This window comes from Streptomyces sp. GMY02 (assembly GCF_019056675.1).
Lineage (GTDB): Bacteria > Actinomycetota > Actinomycetes > Streptomycetales > Streptomycetaceae > Streptomyces > Streptomyces odonnellii.
This window is the reverse complement of the sequence record NZ_CP077658.1, coordinates 5552885-5571651: the sequence shown is the minus strand read 5'-3', so window position 1 is coordinate 5571651 and position 18767 is coordinate 5552885. Positions and strand designations below refer to the sequence as shown.

General features: G+C 69.6%; 14 protein-coding genes. 6 read left to right on the top strand and 8 right to left on the bottom strand.

All coding sequences use genetic code 11. The annotated features are described in order from the left end of the window. Positions 1–24: 24 nt before the first annotated feature. Positions 25–2274: an MMPL family transporter gene (locus KQY30_RS23575; protein ID WP_217308536.1), complete on the bottom strand. Its 2250-nt coding sequence runs from the start codon at positions 2272–2274 to the stop codon at positions 25–27. Positions 2275–2417: 143 nt separating this feature from the next. On the opposite strand from KQY30_RS23575, the gene KQY30_RS23570 reads away from it, so the two are divergent. Both KQY30_RS23570 and KQY30_RS23565 read left to right on the top strand, forming a co-directional pair. Next, a complete protein-coding gene (locus KQY30_RS23570) occupies positions 2418–3056 on the top strand; it encodes a TetR/AcrR family transcriptional regulator (RefSeq protein WP_217308535.1) in 639 nt (212 codons plus the stop codon). A 110-nt stretch (positions 3057–3166) separates the two neighbouring features. Beyond that, complete coding sequence (locus KQY30_RS23565; protein ID WP_217308534.1) at positions 3167–3478, top strand: heavy-metal-associated domain-containing protein; 312 nt, start codon at positions 3167–3169, stop codon at positions 3476–3478. Between the two features lie 535 nt (positions 3479–4013). Here KQY30_RS23565 and KQY30_RS23560 read toward each other — a convergent pair. The 5 genes from KQY30_RS23560 to KQY30_RS23540 form a co-directional block, all read right to left on the bottom strand. Beyond that, positions 4014–5312 (bottom strand): citrate synthase, encoded by a 1299-nt coding sequence (locus tag KQY30_RS23560; protein WP_217308533.1) that lies wholly within the window; start codon positions 5310–5312, stop codon positions 4014–4016. Positions 5313–5445: 133 nt separating this feature from the next. Next, positions 5446–7689 carry an ATP-dependent RecD-like DNA helicase gene (locus KQY30_RS23555; RefSeq protein WP_217308532.1) on the bottom strand — a complete coding sequence of 748 codons (2244 nt, stop codon included), beginning with the start codon at positions 7687–7689 and terminating at the stop codon, positions 5446–5448. A gap of 285 nt (positions 7690–7974) precedes the next feature. Continuing rightward, on the bottom strand, positions 7975–8817 hold the full coding sequence (locus KQY30_RS23550) for a sugar phosphate isomerase/epimerase (protein WP_217308531.1): 843 nt from the start codon (positions 8815–8817) through the stop codon (positions 7975–7977). Beyond that, the gene (locus tag KQY30_RS23545; protein WP_217308530.1) at positions 8814–10031 is read right to left on the bottom strand and encodes a dihydrodipicolinate synthase family protein; all 1218 of its coding nucleotides are present in this window, start codon (positions 10029–10031) and stop codon (positions 8814–8816) included. Before KQY30_RS23545 ends, KQY30_RS23550 begins: the two co-directional genes overlap by 4 nt. Next, positions 10028–11179, bottom strand: coding sequence for a Gfo/Idh/MocA family protein (locus KQY30_RS23540; protein WP_217308529.1), 1152 nt, complete (start codon positions 11177–11179; stop codon positions 10028–10030). The genes KQY30_RS23545 and KQY30_RS23540 overlap by 4 nt, the downstream gene beginning before the upstream one ends. 139 nt (positions 11180–11318) lie before the next feature. Between KQY30_RS23540 and KQY30_RS23535 the strand changes: the two genes are divergently transcribed. From KQY30_RS23535 to KQY30_RS23520, 4 genes are all read left to right on the top strand, one after another. Continuing rightward, a complete protein-coding gene (locus KQY30_RS23535) occupies positions 11319–12413 on the top strand; it encodes a LacI family DNA-binding transcriptional regulator (RefSeq protein ID WP_217308528.1) in 1095 nt (364 codons plus the stop codon). Between the two features lie 261 nt (positions 12414–12674). Beyond that, a complete protein-coding gene (locus tag KQY30_RS23530; protein WP_217308527.1) occupies positions 12675–13664 on the top strand; it encodes a helix-turn-helix domain-containing GNAT family N-acetyltransferase in 990 nt (329 codons plus the stop codon). 14 nt (positions 13665–13678) lie between these two features. Next, the gene (locus KQY30_RS23525) at positions 13679–14455 is read left to right on the top strand and encodes a sugar phosphate isomerase/epimerase (RefSeq protein WP_217308526.1); all 777 of its coding nucleotides are present in this window, start codon (positions 13679–13681) and stop codon (positions 14453–14455) included. 443 nt (positions 14456–14898) lie between these two features. Then, entirely contained in the window at positions 14899–16722 is a 1824-nt protein-coding gene (locus tag KQY30_RS23520) for a glycoside hydrolase family 3 protein (RefSeq protein WP_217308525.1), read from the top strand. 139 nt (positions 16723–16861) lie between these two features. On the opposite strand, the gene KQY30_RS23515 is transcribed toward KQY30_RS23520, so the two are convergent. Both KQY30_RS23515 and KQY30_RS23510 read right to left on the bottom strand, forming a co-directional pair. Further along, on the bottom strand, positions 16862–18307 hold the full coding sequence (locus KQY30_RS23515; protein WP_217308524.1) for a S28 family serine protease: 1446 nt from the start codon (positions 18305–18307) through the stop codon (positions 16862–16864). Positions 18308–18389: 82 nt separating this feature from the next. After that, positions 18390–18761 (bottom strand): hypothetical protein, encoded by a 372-nt coding sequence (locus KQY30_RS23510; RefSeq protein WP_217308523.1) that lies wholly within the window; start codon positions 18759–18761, stop codon positions 18390–18392. Positions 18762–18767: the final 6 nt, after the last annotated feature.

The following is an 18767-nucleotide window of genomic DNA, read 5'->3' as shown; positions in this document are numbered from 1 at the left end:
CTTCCCCCTGCCGTGTCCCCCGCGTCAGACTCCCGCCGTGTCCAAGTCCCGGTCCTCGTAACGGCCTTGGTCAGGGCCCTTGTCCCGGGCAACGGACTTGGCGCTCTCCGCGGGGCCCGCTCCCGGCTCGCCCTCGCTCAGGCCGAACCGCGAGTGGAAGCGGCGCAGCGGGCCGGGCGCCCACCATGTCGCCTTCCCCGTCAGCTTCATCACCGCCGGGACCAGCAGACTGCGCACCACCATCGCGTCCATGATCACAGCGAGCGCGATCCCCAGACCGAGCATCTTCGTATTGGTCACCCGCGAGGTGCCGATGGCGACCATGACCACCGCCAGGATCACGGCGGCCGCGGTGATCAGCCCTCCCGTGCGCCGGAGCCCGAAGGCCACCGCCCGCTCGTGGTCACCGCTGCTGTCGTACTCCTCCTTGATCCGGGAGAGCAGGAAGACTCCGTAGTCCATGGAGAGCCCGAAGGCGACACAGAACATCAGCACCGGCAGGGTGGTTTCTATGTCCCCGGTGGAGGTGAAGGCCAGCAGCCCGGACAGATGACCGTCCTGGAAGACCCAGACCACCGCCCCGAACATCGCCGTGAGACTCAGCGCGTTGAGCACGACCGCCTGGACCGGTATCAGCACGCTGCCGGTGAGCAGGAAGACCAGCAGCAGGGTGACCACGACGATGATGCCCGCCGCCCAGGGCAGCCGGTCCGCGATCGCGTCCTTGGAGTCGACCAGTACGGCCGCGGCGCCGGTCACCGAGGTGTCGAACGGAGCCTGTTCGGCACGGACCTCATGAACGAGCCGCTGGGACGCCTCCCCCACCGCCTCGCCTTCCGGCAGCACCGTGAAGTACCCGTGACCGTCCGAGGTGATGGGACCGTCGACCCTCGCCACTCCCGGGAGAGCGGCTATCCGGCCGCGGTAGTCGGCGTATTGGGCGGGTGTGGCCGTGCCTTCCGTGAGGATCTCCAGGCCGCCGCTCGGGCTGCCGGGGAAGCCGTCCCGTATCTCCTCCTGGACCACCCGTGACTCGGCGCCGGCCGGAAGCTGACGGTGGTCGGCCGTGCCGAACTGGGCCCCCAGGAACGGCAGTCCGAGCAGCACGAGCCCGGCCGTCGTGGCGATCGCGAACAACGGGGCCCTGCGCATCACCAGCGCCGCCATCCGCCCCCACCCGGCTCCCTCCGCCCCGGCGGAGGGACGTCGGCCCCGGCGCAGCAGCCTTCGCAGGTCCAGGGAGTTGACCCGGTGGCCCAGCAGCATCAGCGCGGCCGGCAGCAGGATCAGCGCGGCAGCCGCGGCCAACACCACCACCGCTATCCCGGCATAGGCGAAGGAGCGGAGGAAGTACTGCGGGAAGACCAGCATCGCGGCCAGCGACACCGCGACGGTCAGCGCCGAGAACACCACCGTGCGCCCCGCGGTGCGCAGTGTGGCACCCACGGCATCGCGCACCTCTGCTCCTTCGGCCAGCTCCTCGCGGAACCGGCGGACAATGAACAGCGCGTAGTCGATGGCCAGTCCGAGCCCGAGAGCCGTGGTGAGGTTCTGCGCGAAGACCGAGACATCGGTGAACTCGGTGATGCCGCGCAGCACCGCGTTCGTCCCCAGGATGGCGACAATGCCGACGCCCAGCGGCAGCAGGGCGGCGACCGCGCTGCCGAACACCATCACCAGCAGCACCAGCGTGACCGGCAGCGCGATCAGCTCGGCCCTCATGAGGTCTTCCTGGATGATGCTCTGCATCTCGTGCCGCACGGCGACGGGCCCGCCGACTGAGACCTCCAACGACCCGTGCGTGCCGCGGAATTCGGGGGCCAACCGGTCCAGGATCGCGGCGGCGGTCTTCTCGTCGCCCTCGATCCGGGCCGCGATCAGCGCCTCCCGCCCGTCCTCGGCACGCAGCGCGGGCGCCCCCGTACTCCAGTAGGAGCCGACGCCGGTGATGCTCTTCTCGGCCGCCAGCCGGTCGGTGAGCCGCTTCGCCTCGGCGGCCACAGCGGGGTCGTCCACGCTGCGGCTGCCGCTGTCGACCAGGAGCAGCAGATTCGGCTCGGAGGCGGGGAACTCCCGCTCCAGCGCCTTGGTCGCATATGTCGACTCGGCGGCCGGGTCCTCCCATCCACCGCTGCCCATCCGGTCGGCGACCCCGCTCCCGGCGAACACCGCCAGGGCCGTGATCACCAGCGCGACCAGCAGGGAGAGCCTGGGCCGCGCGGTGACGAACCGGGTCCAGCCCCCGATGCGAGGGCCGGTGTTGACTTCGGACATGGTGCGGTGTCCCCTTCACCGTGACCCGTGGCACGGGTCAGCCATTGCCATAGACTGGCAAACACGAGTCATCGCTCGCATTAATCAAGAATGCGAGCGACCACTCGCGTTTGTCAACTGATCCAGGAAAGCCGGGGATATCCATGCCGGAGCCGAAGAGCGACGCCACGGAGGCGGGGAAACCACGCCGGCGACAGGCCCGCGGCGAGCGCCGTATCGCCCAGCTCCTCGAAGCCGCGGCCCATGTCTTCTGCACCACCGGCTACGCCGCGGCGAGCACCAACTCCATCGCCCGGGAGGCCGGTGTCTCCCCGGGCACGCTGTACCAGTTCTTCCCGAACAAAGAGGCCATCGCGGTCGAGCTGGGCGACCAGCTCCTGGCCCGCTGGCGCGCGTCGTACGGGCAGGCATTCGTCCCCGCCCATTTCGAACTGCCCTTGGACCAGCTCCTGGACGCCGTTCTCGACCCGCTGATCCAGTTCAACTACGAGAATCCGGCCTTCTCCGTACTGATGCACGGCCCCGACATCCCCGGCCGTATCGCCCGGGACCACGACGCCCTGCACTCCTCGATGCTCACCCGGGTCGAGGAGATCCTGGCCGGCTATCTCCCGGCGGCTCCGGAGCCGGACATCACCCGCATCGCGCAGACGACCTTCGTCATCTTCAAGTCCGGCCTGGATCTGGTCCTCGCCGCGGAGCCGGACCAGCGGGCGGCCTACACCGCGGAGCTGAAGACGGTCCTCTTCCGCTATCTGCAGCCGCTGGTCGGAGACCGCTGACGGAGCGCCAGCAAGCGGCACGGGGCAGGCGTTCACCTTCATACCCCCTAGGGGTATGATTTCATGGGCGCTACCGTCGGCATCCCCGAAAACCCGAGAAGGAGAACGCCGTGACCACCGAGGCGAAGACCGAGCCCGCCGGAACCACCGGCTCCTGCTGCTCACCCACCGGTTCCTGCCACGACAGCGGCCCCGCCGGCCGGACCGGCGAGATCACCACGGTCTACCAGGTGACGGGCATGACCTGCGGCCACTGCGAGGGCGCCGTCTCCGGCGAGATCTCCGGGATCGAGGGTGTCGTCTCCGTAGCGGCTTCGGCCACCACCGGACAGGTGACTGTGGTATCCAGGACCCCGCTCGACGAGGACGCCGTGCGCGCCGCTGTCGACGAGGCGGGGTACGAACTGGCCGGTCAGGCCTGAATTCCGCCACCCCGAACACCCAACGCCCCGATCCCTCAGGGGTTACGAAATCTTTGCATCAGTGGTCCTTCACATGAACCACAGGACCTTCACAAAGAGATCTAGATCACATAGATTGAGGGGTAACCATCCGGGGGGCTCGCGAGTCTAAGAGGACAATGCCAGAGAACGTCTTGGGGGACGTTCGAAGGGATGTCAGAGATGTCTTGGGGGACATCTAGGACAAGCGATTGACCGGGGCACGTGCATTGGGGAGCTTTGAGCGGCCCTCCCGTACGTACCCCGGTCAGACCGCGCGAGCAAGCCGCTGCTGGTTACGGCAGACGCCCGGCCCGGATCCCGTGGGGGGAATCCGCTCCGGGGATATGGAAAGCGCCCCGCTCGCCGACCCGTGGGGGGATCGGCAGCGGGGCGCTTTTCGCTCCGTATACGTGGCGATACGTGGCGCGAGGCGCTCCGTACGCGGCCGTACGGCAGGTGCCGTACGGCGCTGGACGGATGCGTCAGCGGGCCTCGATGTCAGCGGCCTTCGACGTCAGCGGGCCTCGACCGGGACGAAGTCGCGCAGAACCTCGCCGGTGTAGATCTGGCGCGGACGGCCGATGCGCGAGCCCGGCTCCTTGATCATCTCGTGCCACTGGGCGATCCAGCCGGGCAGCCGGCCGAGCGCGAAGAGCACGGTGAACATCTCGGTCGGGAAGCCCATGGCCCGGTAGATCAGACCGGTGTAGAAGTCCACGTTCGGGTAGAGCTTGCGCGAGACGAAGTAGTCGTCGGCCAGCGCGTGCTCTTCGAGCTTGAGCGCGATGTCGAGCAGTTCGTCGGACTTGCCGAGCGCCGAGAGGACATCGTGCGCCGCCGCCTTGATGATCTTCGCCCGGGGGTCGAAGTTCTTGTAGACGCGGTGCCCGAAGCCCATGAGCTTCACGCCGTCTTCCCGGTTCTTGACCTTGCGGATGAAGCTGTCGACATCGCCGCCGGAGGCCTGGATGCCTTCGAGCATCTCCAGCACCGACTGGTTGGCGCCGCCGTGCAGCGGGCCCCACAGGGCGCTGATGCCGGCCGAGATCGAGGCGAACATGTTCGCCTGCGAGGAACCGACGAGGCGCACGGTGGAGGTCGAGCAGTTCTGCTCGTGGTCCGCGTGCAGGATCAGCAGCTTGTCCAGCGCCGAGACCACCACCGGGTCCGGCACATACTCCTGGGCCGGGACCGAGAAGGTCATCCGCAGGAAGTTCTCGACGTACCCGAGGTCGTTGCGCGGGTAGACGAAGGGATGACCGATCGACTTCTTGTACGCGTACGCGGCGATGGTCGGCAGCTTGGCGAGCAGCCGGATCGTGGAGAGGTGGCGCTGCTTGTCGTCGAACGGGTTGTGGCTGTCCTGGTAGAACGTGGACAGCGCGCTGACCACGGAGGACAGCATCGCCATGGGGTGGGCGTCGCGCGGGAATCCGTCGTAGAAGCGCTTGACGTCCTCGTGCAGCAGCGTGTGCTGCGTGATCTCGTTCTTGAACGCGGCGAGCTCGTCGACCGTCGGCAGTTCACCGTTGATCAGCAGATACGCCACCTCGACGAAGCTGGACCGCTCGGCGAGCTGCTCGATGGGATAGCCGCGGTAGCGGAGGATGCCCTGTTCGCCGTCGAGGTAGGTGATGGCGGACTTGTAGGCCGCGGTATTGCCGTAGCCGCTGTCCAGGGTGACCAGGCCGGTCTGGGACCGGAGCTTCCCGATGTCGAAGCCTTCGTCGCCGACGGTGCTGTTGATCACCGGGTAGGTGTACTCGCCGTCGCCGTACCGCAGTACTACCGCGTTGTCGCGTTTCTCGCTCACGTCATCCCTCACCGACGTAGTGCCTCTTCTTCGAGGTGCCCTGACTGTCTCTACCATCCCCCATTTGGCTCAGGAGAGTGCACTCGGGGTCGGCCATTCGGCCTTTTGGCGGCACTCAGTGCCGCCGGGGTGCTCATCCTGCCCCCTTCGCCCCGGTTGTGGAAGTCCCCATGAGGGTCCCCGCGAGCCGGTGGTCGAGCGCGGTGAAGCGTCTGCCCGCCGAGACCGTCCGTACCGCCTGCCCTATGGCCTTGCGGGAACCGACCAGCACCACCAGCTTCTTGGCGCGTGTGACGGCCGTATAGAGCAGATTGCGCTGGAGCATCATCCAGGCACCGGTGGTGACCGGGATGACCACGGCCGGATACTCGCTGCCCTGGGAGCGGTGGATCGTGACGGCGTACGCGTGCGCCAGCTCGTCCAGTTCGTCGAAGTCGTACGGCACCTCCTCGTCCTCGTCCGTCCGCACCGTCAGGCGCTGATCGTCCAGGTTGAGCGAGGTGACCACGCCCACGGTGCCGTTGAAGACCCCGTTCTCCCCCTTCTCATAATTGTTGCGAATCTGGGTTACTTTGTCGCCGACACGGAAGACCCGGCCGCCCACTCGCTTCTCGGGCAGATCCGGTCTGGCGGGGGTGATGGCCTGCTGGAGCAGACCGTTGAGCGCGCCCGCGCCGGCCGGGCCCCGGTGCATCGGAGCCAGGACCTGGACATCGCGCCGGGGGTCGAGCCCGAACTTGGCGGGGATACGGCGGGCCGCGACATCGACCGTGACCCGGCCCGCGTCCTCCGTCTCGTCCTCGACGAAGAGAAAGAAGTCCGAGAGGCCCTGGGTGATGGGCTGCACCCCGGAGTTGATGCGGTGGGCATTGGTGACGACACCGGACTGCTGGGCCTGGCGGAAGATCCTGGTCAGCCGGACCTTCGGCACCGGACCGCCCTCGGCCAGCAGATCCCGCAGCACCTCACCCGCCCCGACCGAGGGGAGCTGGTCCACATCCCCGACCAGCAGCAGATGCGCGCCCGGCGCCACCGCCTTGACCAGCTTGTTGGCCAGCAGCAGATCGAGCATCGAGGCCTCGTCGACCACCACCAGATCGGCGTCGAGCGGCCGGTCCCGGTCGTACGCCGCGTCCCCGCCCGGCTTCAGCTCCAGCAGCCGGTGCACCGTGGACGCCTCGGCGCCGGTCAGCTCCGCGAGCCGCTTGGCCGCCCGCCCGGTGGGCGCCGCAAGCACCACCTTGGCCTTCTTGGCCCGCGCCAGCTCGACGATCGAGCGGACCGTGAAGGACTTTCCGCAGCCGGGGCCGCCGGTCAGGACGGCGACCTTCTCGGTGAGCGCCAGCCGGACCGCCTGCCGCTGCTCGGGGGCCAGCTCCGCGCCCGTACGGCCCGCCAGCCACAGCAGCGCCTTCTCCCAGGCCACGTCCCGGAAGGCCGGCATCCGGTCCTCCCCGGTGCGCAGCAGCCGCAGCAACTGGGCGGACAGGGACAGCTCCGCGCGGTGGAACGGGACCAGATAGACCGCGGTGACCGGCTCGCCGCCGTCCGGTGCCGGCACCGTCTCCCGTACGACTCCCTCGTCCTCCCCCGCCAGCTCGGCCAGGCACTCGATGACCAGTCCTGTGTCGACGGCCAGCAGCTTCACCGCGTCCGAGATGAGCTGCTCCTCGGGCAGGAAACAGTGCCCCTGCTCGGTCGACTGGGACAGGGCGTACTGCAGGCCCGCCTTGACCCGCTCCGGGCTGTCGTGCGGAATGCCCACGGCCTGGGCGATCCGGTCGGCGGTGAGGAAGCCGATGCCCCAGACATCGGCCGCTAGGCGGTACGGCTCGTTCCTGACGACCGAGATGGAGGCGTCCCCGTACTTCTTGTAGATGCGGACGGCGATGGAGGTGGAGACTCCGACGCCCTGAAGGAAGACCATCACCTCCTTGATGGCCTTCTGCTCCTCCCAGGCCGCGGTGATCCGCTTCGTGCGCTTCGGACCGAGGCCCGGCACCTCGATCAGTCTCTTGGGCTCCTGCTCGATGATGTCGAGGGTGTCGAGGCCGAAGTGCTCGACTATCCGGTCGGCGAACACCGGGCCGATGCCCTTGATCAGACCGGAGCCCAGATAGCGGCGGATCCCTTGGATGGTGGCCGGCAGGATCGTTGTGTAGTTGTCCACCGTGAACTGCTTGCCGTACTGCGGGTGCGAGGACCAGCGGCCCTCCATGCGCAGGGACTCGCCCGGCTGCGCGCCGAGCAGCGCGCCGACCACGGTGAGCAGATCGCCGCCGCGGCCCGTGTCGACGCGCGCGACCGTGTAGCCGTTCTCCTCATTGGCGTAGGTGATCCGCTCAAGAACGGCTTCGAGCACCGCTGGATTGGACATGCCCCGACGCTACCGCCCGGCTCCGACATCACCGCGGGCCTGTGGACAACTCCGGCCTGCGCCGGCGGTCCAGGGCCCCTCCGGGCAGCGTTCGCCCCGTCGCGGCACCGGAGCCACGCGCACAACCACACGCACTACAGGGGGCCCGGCCAACTGACCGGGCCCCGCGCGCTCCCCCTGTCATCAGGGCCTTCCGATCCCCCCGGATCCCTTCCCCCCGAAGGCCCTGATGACGAGTACGACTCATGTCACCCGGAAAGGGTTGCACGGTTTCGCAGAGTGATTTCAGCGCACGTGCCGGACGTAGCGGTCGATGACCTCCGCGAGCACTTCCACACCGTCCCGCGCCCACAGTCCGTCGTTGAACAGCTCCACCTCGGCCGGGCCCGTATAGCCCGCCGCGTCGGCCCGTTCCCGCCAGGCGCGCAGGTCGATCGCGCCGTCCCCGAGCTGGCCGCGGCCGTTCAGGACCCCCGCGGGGAGCGGGGTCGTCCAGTCGGCGAGCTGGAAGGAGAAGATCCGGCCGGCGGCCCGGGCGACAGCCGCGGGGGCCCGGTCGTCCCACCAGACGTGGTACGTGTCCACGACCACCCCGACCTGGTCGGCCGGAAAGCGTTCTGCCAGTTCGAGAGCCTGGTCGAGGGTGGAGACCACACAGCGGTCGGCCGCGAACATCGGGTGCAGGGGCTCGATCGCGAGCCGGACGCCCCGCTCCGCCGCGTACGGCGCCAGCTCGGCCAGCGCGTCGGCGATCCGTTCCCTTGCCGCTCGCAGGTCACGGCTGTCCTCCGGAAGCCCGCCGGAGACCATGACAAGGGTGTCCGTGCGCAGGGTGGCCGCCTCGTCGATCGCGGCACGGTTGTCGGCCAGCGCCTGGGCTCGCAGGGCCGGTTCGGTCGCGGTGAGGAAGCCGCCCCGGCAGAGCGTGGTGACGGTGAGTCCGGCGTCCTGTACGAGCCTCGCGGCGGCCTCGACCCCGTACGCCCTGACCGATTCGCGCCACAGGCCGACGGCCGGCACACCGAGGCGTACGCACGCTTCGGTCAGTTCGGGAAGTGTGAGTTGCTTGACCGTCATCTGGTTGACGCTGAAGCGGGTCAGGGCGTCCTCGCCCGACGGGCCGGTCATTGGTGTACTCCGTACACGTACAGCAGCGATTTCATCCGGGCCTCGGCCAGTGCCGGATCGGGGAACAGCCCGAGCCCGTCGGCCAGTTCGTAGGCACGCGCGAGATGCGGCAGTGACCGGGCCGACTGGAGGCCGCCGACCATGGTGAAGTGGCTCTGGTGGCCGGCCAGCCAAGCCAGCAGAACCACGCCCGTCTTGTAGAAGCGGGTAGGTGCCTGGAAGAGATGGCGGGCCAGCTCGACGGTGGGGTCCAGAAGCTCTCTGAAGCCCTTCGTATCGCCCGTGTCGAGGGCGCGGACAGCTTGCGCGGCCAGTGGTCCCAGCGGGTCGAAGATGCCTAGGAGGGCATGGCTGAAGCCCTGTTCGTCACCCTCGATCAGCTCCGGATAGTGGAAATCGTCGCCCGTGTAGCAGCGCACGCCCTCCGGAAGACGGCGGCGCAGCTCGATCTCGCGGCCGGCGTCCAGCAGGGAGATCTTCACCCCGTCGACCTTGTCCGGGTGTTCGGCGACGACCTGGAGGAAGGTCTCCGTGGCCGCGTCGAGGTCCTGGCTGCCCCAGTAGCCCTCCAGGGCGGGGTCGAACATCGGGCCGAGCCAGTGCAGTACGACCGGTCCTGCGGCCTGCCTCAGGAGAGGGGCGTACACACCGAGATAGTCATCCGGGGTCCGCGCGGCCGCCGCAAGGGCCCGTGAGGCCATCAGGATGGCCTGAGCGCCGCTCTCCTCGACGAGCGCAAGCTGTTCCTCGTACGCCCTGCGTACGGCGTCCAGGGAGGCGGTTCCCGGCGGCAGTTGATCGGTGCCGGCTCCGCAGGCGATCCGGCCGCCGGTCGCCTTCGCCTCGGCGGCGGAGCGGCGGATCAGCTCGGCGGCACCCGCCCAGTCCAGGCCCATGCCGCGCTGCGCGGTGTCCATGGCCTCGGCGACCGCCAGTCCGTGCGACCACAAGTGGCGGCGGAAGGCGAGCGTGGCGTCCCAGTCGACGGCGGCGGGCGCGCCGGGGGCGGTGTCGGCGTACGGGTCGGCGACGACATGGGCCGCGGCGAAGACCGTACGGGACGCGAGCGGCGCCCTTCCTTCATGCGCCCCTCCGCCAGGTGCGCCTCCTTCTGACGCCCGTCCGGCAGCAAAGGAGGCGTTGAAGGAAGCGGGCTCCTGGCGTGGTGTGTACGGATGGGATCCGCCGTCGGCGGAGGGCAGGAGCAGGGTCACAGCGTCAACTCCGGTACGTCCAGACGGCGCCCCTCTGCCGACGACCGCAGCCCGAGTTCGGCGAGTTGCACACCTCGCGCGCCCGCGAGGAGGTCCCAGTGGTAGGGCTCGTCGAGCGCGACATGGCGCAGGAAAAGCTCCCACTGTGCCTTGAAGCCGTTCTCGAACTCGGTGTTGTCCGGGACTTCCTGCCACTGCTCCCGGAAGGGCTCCGTGACGGGCAGGTCCGGGTTCCAGACCGGCTTGGGGGTGGTGCTCCGGTGCTGGACACGGCAGCGGCGCAGACCCGCCACAGCCGAACCGTAGGTGCCGTCGACCTGGAACTCGACCAGTTCGTCGCGGTTGACCCGGACCGTCCAGGAGGAGTTGATCTGCGCGACCGCGCCGCCGTCCAGTTCGAAGATCCCGTACGCCGCGTCGTCCGCGGTCGCGGCGTACGGCTTGCCCTGCTCGTCCCAGCGCTGCGGAAGGTGTGTGGTGATGTGCGCCTGGACGCTGGTGACCCGGCCGAACAGTTCATGCAGGACGTACTCCCAGTGCGGGAACATGTCGACGGTGATGCCACCGCCGTCCTCGGCACGGTAGTTCCACGAGGGACGCTGCGCCTGCTGCCAGTCGCCCTCGAACACCCAGTAGCCGAACTCGCCGCGCACGGACAGGATCTCGCCGAAGAAGCCCCCTTCGACCAGGCGCTTCAGCTTGAGCAGCCCCGGCAGGAAAATCTTGTCCTGGACTACGCCGTGCTTGATTCCGGCGGCCGTGGCGAGCCGGGCGAGTTCGAGGGCGTCGTCGAGGCCGGTGGCGGTGGGCTTCTCCGCGTAGAGGTGCTTGCCCGCGGCGATCGCCTTCTTGAGGGCTTCGACGCGGGCGGAGGTGACCTGGGCGTCGAAGTAGATGTCGACCGCGGAGTCGGCCAGCACGGTGTCGAGGTCGGTGGACCACTCGGTGAGGCCGTGCCGTTCCGCGATCTCCTTGAGGGCGTGTTCACGACGGCCTACAAGGACGGGTTCCGGCCACAGCACATCGCCGTCGCCGAGGTCGAGTCCGCCCTGCTCGCGGATCGCGAGGACGGAACGGATCAGATGCTGCCGGTATCCCATGCGCCCCGTGACGCCGTTCATGGCGATCCGCACTGTCCTGCGTGTCACGAAGTTCCCTCCATACCACCGTAGCAAGCGCTTTCTATGAGGTAGAAAGCTAGCCTGCGACAGCGGCCGGTACAAGAGCCCGCCCCGATCTCCCGCGCAGGCCTTCGGAGATCACCCTCGTACCCCTCGGAGGAAGCAGATGACAGTCACCCTGGCGGATGTGGCGGCCCGCGCCCGGGTGTCGCCCGCCACCGTCTCCCGCGTGCTGAACGGCAACTACCCGGTGGCCGCCGCCACCCGGGAGCGTGTGCTGCGGGCGGTGGACGAGCTGGACTATGTGCTGAACGGGCCCGCCAGCTCGCTCGCCGCCGCGACGTCCGACCTGGTGGGCATCCTGGTGAACGACATCGCCGACCCGTTCTTCGGGATCATGGCCGGGGCCGCCCAGACCGAGATCGGCGGCCAGGAAGGGACCGGCAGGGCGGGTGGCGAGAAACTCGCGATCGTCTGCAACACGGGCGGCTCACCCGAGCGCGAGCTGACCTATCTGACCCTGCTCCAGCGCCAGCGGGCCGCGGCCGTCATCCTGACCGGCGGGGCGCTCGAAGACCCGCGGCACACCGCCGCGATGACCTCAAAGCTGGCCAGACTCGCGGACGCCGGGACGCGTGTGGTGCTGTGCGGGCGCCCGCCGCTGACGGACAGCGACGCGATCGTGGCGGCGCTGGCCTTCGACAACCGGGGCGGCGGACGGCGGCTGACGGAACATCTGCTGGCGCTGGGGCACCGGAAGATCGGCTATGTCGCGGGGCCCTTGGAACGTACAACGACCCGGCACCGGCTGGAGGGGCACTGGGCGGCGATGGCGGCGGCAGGGCCGGCCGGGGGATGGCCGGCCGGAGGGACGGACGAGGAGCGCGAGCGGCTGACGGTGCACGGTCCGTACACCCGGCGCTCGGGGTACGAGGCGACGCTGGAGCTGTTGCGCCGCGCACCGGATCTGACCGCCGTCGTCGCCGCGAACGACACGGTGGCGCTGGGGGCGTGCGCGGCGGTGCGCGAGCAGGGGCTGCGCATTCCGCAGGACGTATCGGTGGCGGGCTTCGACGATCTGCCGTTCGCGGTGGACGCGGTGCCCGCGCTGACGACCGTACGGCTGCCGCTGTACGAGGCGGGGGCACGGGCGGGGCGGCTGGCGATGGGGACGGAGGCGCCGCCGCCGGGCGGGATGGCGACGATCGCGGCGGAGCTGATGGCGCGGGCGTCGACGGCACCACCGCGGGCGGCGGACTGAGGCCGGGGAGACCGGGGGAACCAGGGCGGTCGCGGAGGGACCGCGGCTTTCGCGGGGCGGCCGGGGGACTTCGGATCCGCGGGGGCGGCGGGGTCTGCGGGGCGGCCGGGAGGCGAGTGGCGAGTAGGCGCCAAGGAGTCGGCATGGCCTTGTCGGCTGACGGGGGCCGGACGTAGCGTTGACTCAGTCAAAGAAAAAGTCCGGGGATCAGACCCGGGGAAGAGACCCGGGGAACAGATCCGGGAAAGTCGGGGGTGGGTCATGGCTGTCCAGGAAATCCGCGCGTTCAACCGCTTCTACACGAATCTCATCGGGGCGCTCGACTACAGCAAGCACCTCTACACGCCGTACACGCTCACCGAGTCGCGGCTGCTGTACGAACTGGCGCACGCGCCGCGCACCGACGCCGCCGATCTGCGCGTCGAGCTGTCGCTCGACGCGGGATATCTGAGCCGGCTGCTGACCAAGTTCGAGCGCGACGGGCTGGTGGGGCGCGCACCCTCGGAGCAGGACTCACGGCGCCAGCGGATAACGCTGACGGCGAGGGGCCGCAAGGCCGCCGCGCTGCTGGACGAGCGGTCGCGGGAGGCCGTCGGCTCACTGCTCTCCCGGGTCGAGCCCGAGCGCCGCGCGGAGCTGACGGAGGCGATGCGGACGGTACGGGACATCCTCGGTGCCGGGCGCCCCGGGCCGCCGTACGGTGACGGGCGGGTGCTGCGCGAGCCGGTCCCCGGCGAGCTGGGCTGGATCGTGCAGCGCCATGGCGCGGTGTACGCGGCGGAGTACGGCTGGAACACCGAGTTCGAAGGCCTGGTCGCCCGGATCGTGGCGGACTTCGCCCGGGACCACGATCCGCTGCTGGAGCGGGTCTGGATGGCCGAGCTGGACGGCAGTCCGGTGGGTTCGGTGATGTGTGTACGGGACGACCCGCCGGAGGTACGGGACTCCGCGCCGCACACCGCACGGCTGCGGCTGCTGCTGGTCGAGCCCGGGGCTCGGGGGCATGGTCTGGGGGAGCGGCTGGTCTCGGCAGTGGTGGAGTTCGCCCGGGCTGCGGGGTACCGGGAGCTGGTGCTGTGGACGAACGACGTCCTGGCGGCGGCGCGCACCCTGTATCAGCGGGCCGGGTTCACTCTGGTCGCGGAGGAACCTCACCACTCGTACGGAGCGGACCTGATCGGGCAGGACTGGCGGCTTCCACTGAGGGAAGAAGCGGTCATATCCCAGGACGGACCGGGGAGCGGGCAGTGAGAGGAGACAGGCCGGTGAAGTTCGCGTTCTCGACTCTCGGAGTCCCAGGACTGCCCATCCCCGAGGTTGTCGCACTCGCCTCCTCGACGGGGTATCAGGGGGTGGAGCTGCGGGCCCATCCGGAGGAGCCGGTGCATCCGGGGATCGGCCGGCGCGAACGGGCGGCGGTGGCCGAGGAGTTCGAGCGGGCGGGCATCGAGATCCTGACGGTGGCGGGGTACGCGCGGGTGGCAAGCGCGGAGGCCGATGGGGACCGGGTGCGTCAGGAGCTGGAGGAGTTGGTGCGGCTGGCAGGGGATCTGGGTGCCTCGTTCGTCCGGGTCTTCCCGGGCGGCGGCGACCAGGATCCGGCCGACGCCGACGCGACGGCGGCGCGACGGCTGGCCCGGGCGGCGGAAACGGCGGCGGATGTCGGTGTCCGGATCCTGCTGGAGACACATGACTCGCACCGCACGGGAGCGGACGCGGCCCGGGTGCTGGGGCTGGTGGGGCATCCGCAGGTGGGGGCGCTGTGGGATGTGATGCACACCTGGCTGGGCGGCGAGGATCCGGTCGCCACACATGCGGCGCTCGGCCCCTACCTGGGTTATGTCCAGGTGAAGGACATCGCCTCGGCGCGGGACACCACACCGCTCGCGCTGGGTGCGGGGGTGCTGCCACTGGGCGAGTGCCTGGCGCTGCTCGATGACACGAGCTGGGTGTGCTGGGAGTACGAAAAGCGCTGGTATCCGTCGGCGGAGGAGCTGCCGGGGCTGCTGGCGGCCGGGCGGGAGTATCTGGAGAGCCTCTGACAGGGGCGGAAGCGGGCGCCCCGGCGGGGCACCGGCAGTCTCGTCTCCTCCGGGAGCGCTCGTACCGCGCCCGTCCGCCCATCACGGAATTTCCGGACCTTCGGAACCTCCGACCCATACCACTCGTCTTACAGGTGTGCGCCGATAAATCTGCGCGGCGGTGTCGGCCTCGCCCGCTGGCTGCGATCGCCGACTCCCCTCTTCAGCCGCCCGCGGCCGGTCGCACACCGCCACCGGTGCGCCCCCCTTGCCTGCGCCGGTGGCGGCCCTCCTCGCCGCCGTGCCGCTGTCGCGCCAGACCGCCATGCCGCCGCTGTACATACACGCCGCACAGAGGGGCTTTCCGTGGCGGATCCCTTGACTGGCAGTTACTTCCCGGATACTCGTTTGAGTTTGGAAGTTTTTTTCAGTTCTCCCGCAGCGCACAGCCGGAAGGAGCACCAGTGCACGACCGGACCATCTCCAGACGCGCTCTCCTCGCCGCAACCGCCGTAGCAGCGGCCGCCGTTGCCGGCCAGGCCACCCCTGTGGCCGCCGCTTCCCCGCACCTCGCCGCGCACCGCCGCGACCGCCTCCGCCGCCTGATCTCACGTATGAGCCTGGAGGAGAAGGTCGGCCAGCTCTTTGTGATGCGGGTGTACGGCCACTCCGCGACCGCGCCCGACCAGGCCGACATCGACGCCAACCTCGCCGAGATCGGCGTGCGGACCGCCGCCGAGCTGATCTCCACGTACCACGTCGGCGGCATCATCTACTTCGCCTGGGCGCACAACACCCGTGATCCGCGCCAGATCGCCGACCTCTCCAACGGCATCCAGAAGGCAGGCCTGGCGCAGAACACCCCCGTCCCCCTGCTGATCGCCACCGACCAGGAGCACGGCATCGTCGCCCGCGTCGGCAAGCCGGCCACGCTGATGCCCGGGGCGATGGCGCTCGGTGCGTCCCGTTCGCACGCCGACGCCCGCGAAGCCGCGCGGATCGCGGGCGCGGAGCTGGCCGCCATGGGCATCAACCAGAACTACGCGCCCGACGCGGATGTCAATGTGAACCCGGCCAACCCCGTTATCGGGGTCCGCTCCTTCGGTGCCGATCCGCAGGCCGTGGCCGGTATGGTCGCCGCGCAGGTGACGGGCTATCAGAGCGCCGGGATCGCCACAGCGGCCAAGCACTTCCCGGGCCATGGCGACACCAAGGACGACAGCCACTACTCACTGCCCACCATCCACCACACCCGTGAGCAGTGGACCGAGCTGGACGCGCCGCCGTTCCGGGCCGCGATCAAGGCCGGCGTCGCCTCGATCATGACCGCGCACATCGTCGTCCCGGCCCTGGACCCGAGCGAGGACCCGGCCACCCTCTCGCGCCCCATCGTCACCGGCGTTCTGCGCGAGCAGCTCGGTTACAAGGGCGTCGTCATCACCGACGCGCTCGGGATGGAGGGCGTACGGCAGAAGTACGGTGACGCCCGGGTGCCGGTGCTCGCGCTCAAGGCGGGGGTGGACCAACTGCTCAATCCGCCCGATCTGCGGCTCGCCTGGAACGCCGTCCTGACCGCCGTCAAGGACGGTGAGATCAGCGAGGTCCGCATCGAGGAGTCCATCCTCCGCATCCTCGAACTGAAGGAACGGCTGGGCCTGTTCCGGGACGCCACCGTCTCGGAGCGGGATCTGGACCGTACGGTCGGCACCCGGGCGCATCTCGCCGCCGCCGACCGGATCGCCGAGCACACCACCACGCTGCTCGTGAACGAGAAGGGACTGCTGCCCCTGAACCCCCGTCGCAAGAAGAATCTGCTGGTCGTCGGGGCGGATCCGGCCTCGCCGTCCGGGACGACCGGTCCGCCGACCACCGTACTCGCCAAGGCCCTGACCGAGCTGGGCTTCACCGCCACGGCCCTGTCCACCGGTACGGCCCCGAGCGCGGCGCAGATCGAGGCCGCGGTAACGGCGGCCCGGGGCAAGGACGCGGTGATCGTGGCCACGTACAACGTCTCGGCGACCAGTACGCAGCGCACGCTCGTCAGCGCGCTCGCCGCGACCGGTGTGCCCGTGGTCTCGGTCGCCATCCGCAATCCGTATGACATCGCGCGGCTGTCCGGCGTCACGGCCTCGCTGGCCGTCTACTCCTGGACGGACGTCGAAGTACGGGCCGCGGCGCGGGTGATCGGGGGGCGGGTGCGGCCGCGGGGCCGGCTGCCCGTACCGGTACAGCACGCGGACGACCCGGCGCTGGTGCTCTATCCGATCGGCCATGGCCTGTCCTACTGACCGGCCGGGCACCGGCACGCATCTGGGCGCGCCTGGGCGCACAGAGCTGTGCCCGCCGTTCCCGGGTTCAAGGACCCGAAAACGGCGGGCACAGCCGGGCACTGCCGGCTCGGCCGCCGGCGGACCGGCGGCTGAGGAGTTACGGCCTCAGGGTGTGCTGCTCGCGCTCGGTCTTCTGCCGGTCGAGCTTGGTGTTGAACGGCGCCAGCGGCTTCGCCTTCGCCGCGTCCTGCTGGACGGCGGCCGGGGCGACGCCCGCCCACTCCAGGATCCGGGCGGTGGCCTTCGCCTGCTCGTCAGGGACGAGGGCCGCGACATTGGCACCGTGGTTGGCGCCCGGCGCGACATACACATAGCTGTCACGGGCACCGCGGTCCAGACGGAAGGGCTCCGCACCCCACGGGTCGTTCTGCCCGTACACGAACAGCATCTGGTTGGCGTGGTGGCGGACCCAGGTGTCGACGTCCCGCATCGTGGAGGGGTCGAACTTCATGGGGATGGAGCGGGGCACGAAGTTCCGCGGCGGCTGGTAGCCGTAGCGGCTCAGGTTGCCGAGGTGCGGCTGCTTGATGTCGGGCGAGCCGAGCTGCGTGCCGGCCTGGTAGTAGTACGGCGTGTAGGTCTCCAGGCCCTGGTCCGTGTAGGCCGAGAAGCCGGAGATCGCGTCGATGGTGTCGTAGATCTCCTGGTCGGAGGCGGTCGCCGCGACCGGGATGAACTCGCAGTCCGAGAGCAGGCTGTACTGCCAGAACGCCCAGACAAAGTCGAGCACCACGGCCTCGTACGCCTTGTCCAGCGTGCCGACGGTGGTGAAGGTGGCGCCGGTGGCGTCCGCCCACTCCTGGTACGTCTTCTCCAGCGGCTCGCGCCGGACGAGCGCCTCGCGCTGTACGGCGTTGAGCTTGTCGCGGCACTCCTTGGTGCCGACCCGCTCGAAGAACCGGTCGTACGCCGAGTCCTCGGTGTTCACCACATCGTTGGGCGCGACATACGCGACGACGCCGTCCATGTCGCGCGGGTAGAAGCGCTCGAAGTAGGTGGCGGTCATACCGCCCTTGGAGCCGCCCGTGGAGAGCCACTTCTTGGGATAGATCTGCTTCAGCGCCGAGAAGATCCGGTGCTGGTCACTGGCCGCCTGCCAGATGTCCAGCTTCGACCAGTCGGCCGGCTGCGGGCGGGACGGCGTGAAGAATCGGTACTCCATGGAGACCTGGTTGCCGTCGATGATCCGGGTCGGCTCGCTGCGGCTCGGATTGGTGGAGACGTTGTAGCCGCCGGTGAAGAAGACTGTCGGCCGGCTGGTGTCCTTGTGCAGCAGGGTGATCCGCTGCTGGAAGGTGCCCTTGGACGGATGACGGTGGTCGACCGGCTGGGTGTAGTTGAGGACGAAGTAGCGGTACCCCTCGTACGGCTTCTCCTGGATCAGGCTCATCCCCGGGATCGCGAGGATCCGGTCCTTGATGTCGGTGGTGTCGGCTGCGGGCTTGTGGTCCGCGCTCCGGTCGGCGGCGGTGGCCGCGCCTGCCGTGGCCACCGTGCCTATGATCAGCACGAGCGACAACAGCCATCTCAGCGCCTTGCGCATTCGCTCTCCCCTGTGTTCATGACAGACGCCGTGAACCTAGCGGGCCGAACGCCCGACCCGCCAGTGCCGGTTCGGCGCCGGTTCAGCAGAGGATCCAGCCGGTGGAGGCGGAGACTCCGGAGACCGCGCCGGAGACCCGTACGCATCGGTTCAGGGCATGGACCGTGACCGGGCCCGCCTGCTGCGAGAAGTTTCCGCTGTCCACCACCGGACGTGCGCCGCGCGCCTGGAGACTGACCGCCATCTCCCGTCTGGTGCCCGGGTTCTTGGCGACGGTGAGGGCACAGGCATAGTCGCGCGACTTGTAGATCCGCAGCTCACCGGTGGCGAACCCGACCGTTTTCTGGGGCCGCCCCGAGCAGACGGACGCGATCTCGGTGCGCGCGACTCCTGACACTCCGTCGGCCTCCGCCGCCCCGGGGCCCGCGAGGACCAGGGCCCCGGCGGCGATCATCCCCGT

Coding starts and splice junctions, on each gene's coding strand:
- KQY30_RS23575 (WP_217308536.1), bottom strand. CDS start 2,274: ATGTCCGAAGTCAACACCGGCCCTCGCATCGGGGGCTGGACCCGGTTC.
- KQY30_RS23570 (WP_217308535.1), top strand. CDS start 2,418: ATGCCGGAGCCGAAGAGCGACGCCACGGAGGCGGGGAAACCACGCCGG.
- KQY30_RS23555 (WP_217308532.1), bottom strand. CDS start 7,689: ATGTCCAATCCAGCGGTGCTCGAAGCCGTTCTTGAGCGGATCACCTAC.
- KQY30_RS23550 (WP_217308531.1), bottom strand. CDS start 8,817: ATGACCGGCCCGTCGGGCGAGGACGCCCTGACCCGCTTCAGCGTCAAC.
- KQY30_RS23535 (WP_217308528.1), top strand. CDS start 11,319: ATGACAGTCACCCTGGCGGATGTGGCGGCCCGCGCCCGGGTGTCGCCC.
- KQY30_RS23530 (WP_217308527.1), top strand. CDS start 12,675: ATGGCTGTCCAGGAAATCCGCGCGTTCAACCGCTTCTACACGAATCTC.
- KQY30_RS23515 (WP_217308524.1), bottom strand. CDS start 18,307: ATGCGCAAGGCGCTGAGATGGCTGTTGTCGCTCGTGCTGATCATAGGC.
- KQY30_RS23510 (WP_217308523.1), bottom strand. CDS start 18,761: ATGATCGCCGCCGGGGCCCTGGTCCTCGCGGGCCCCGGGGCGGCGGAG.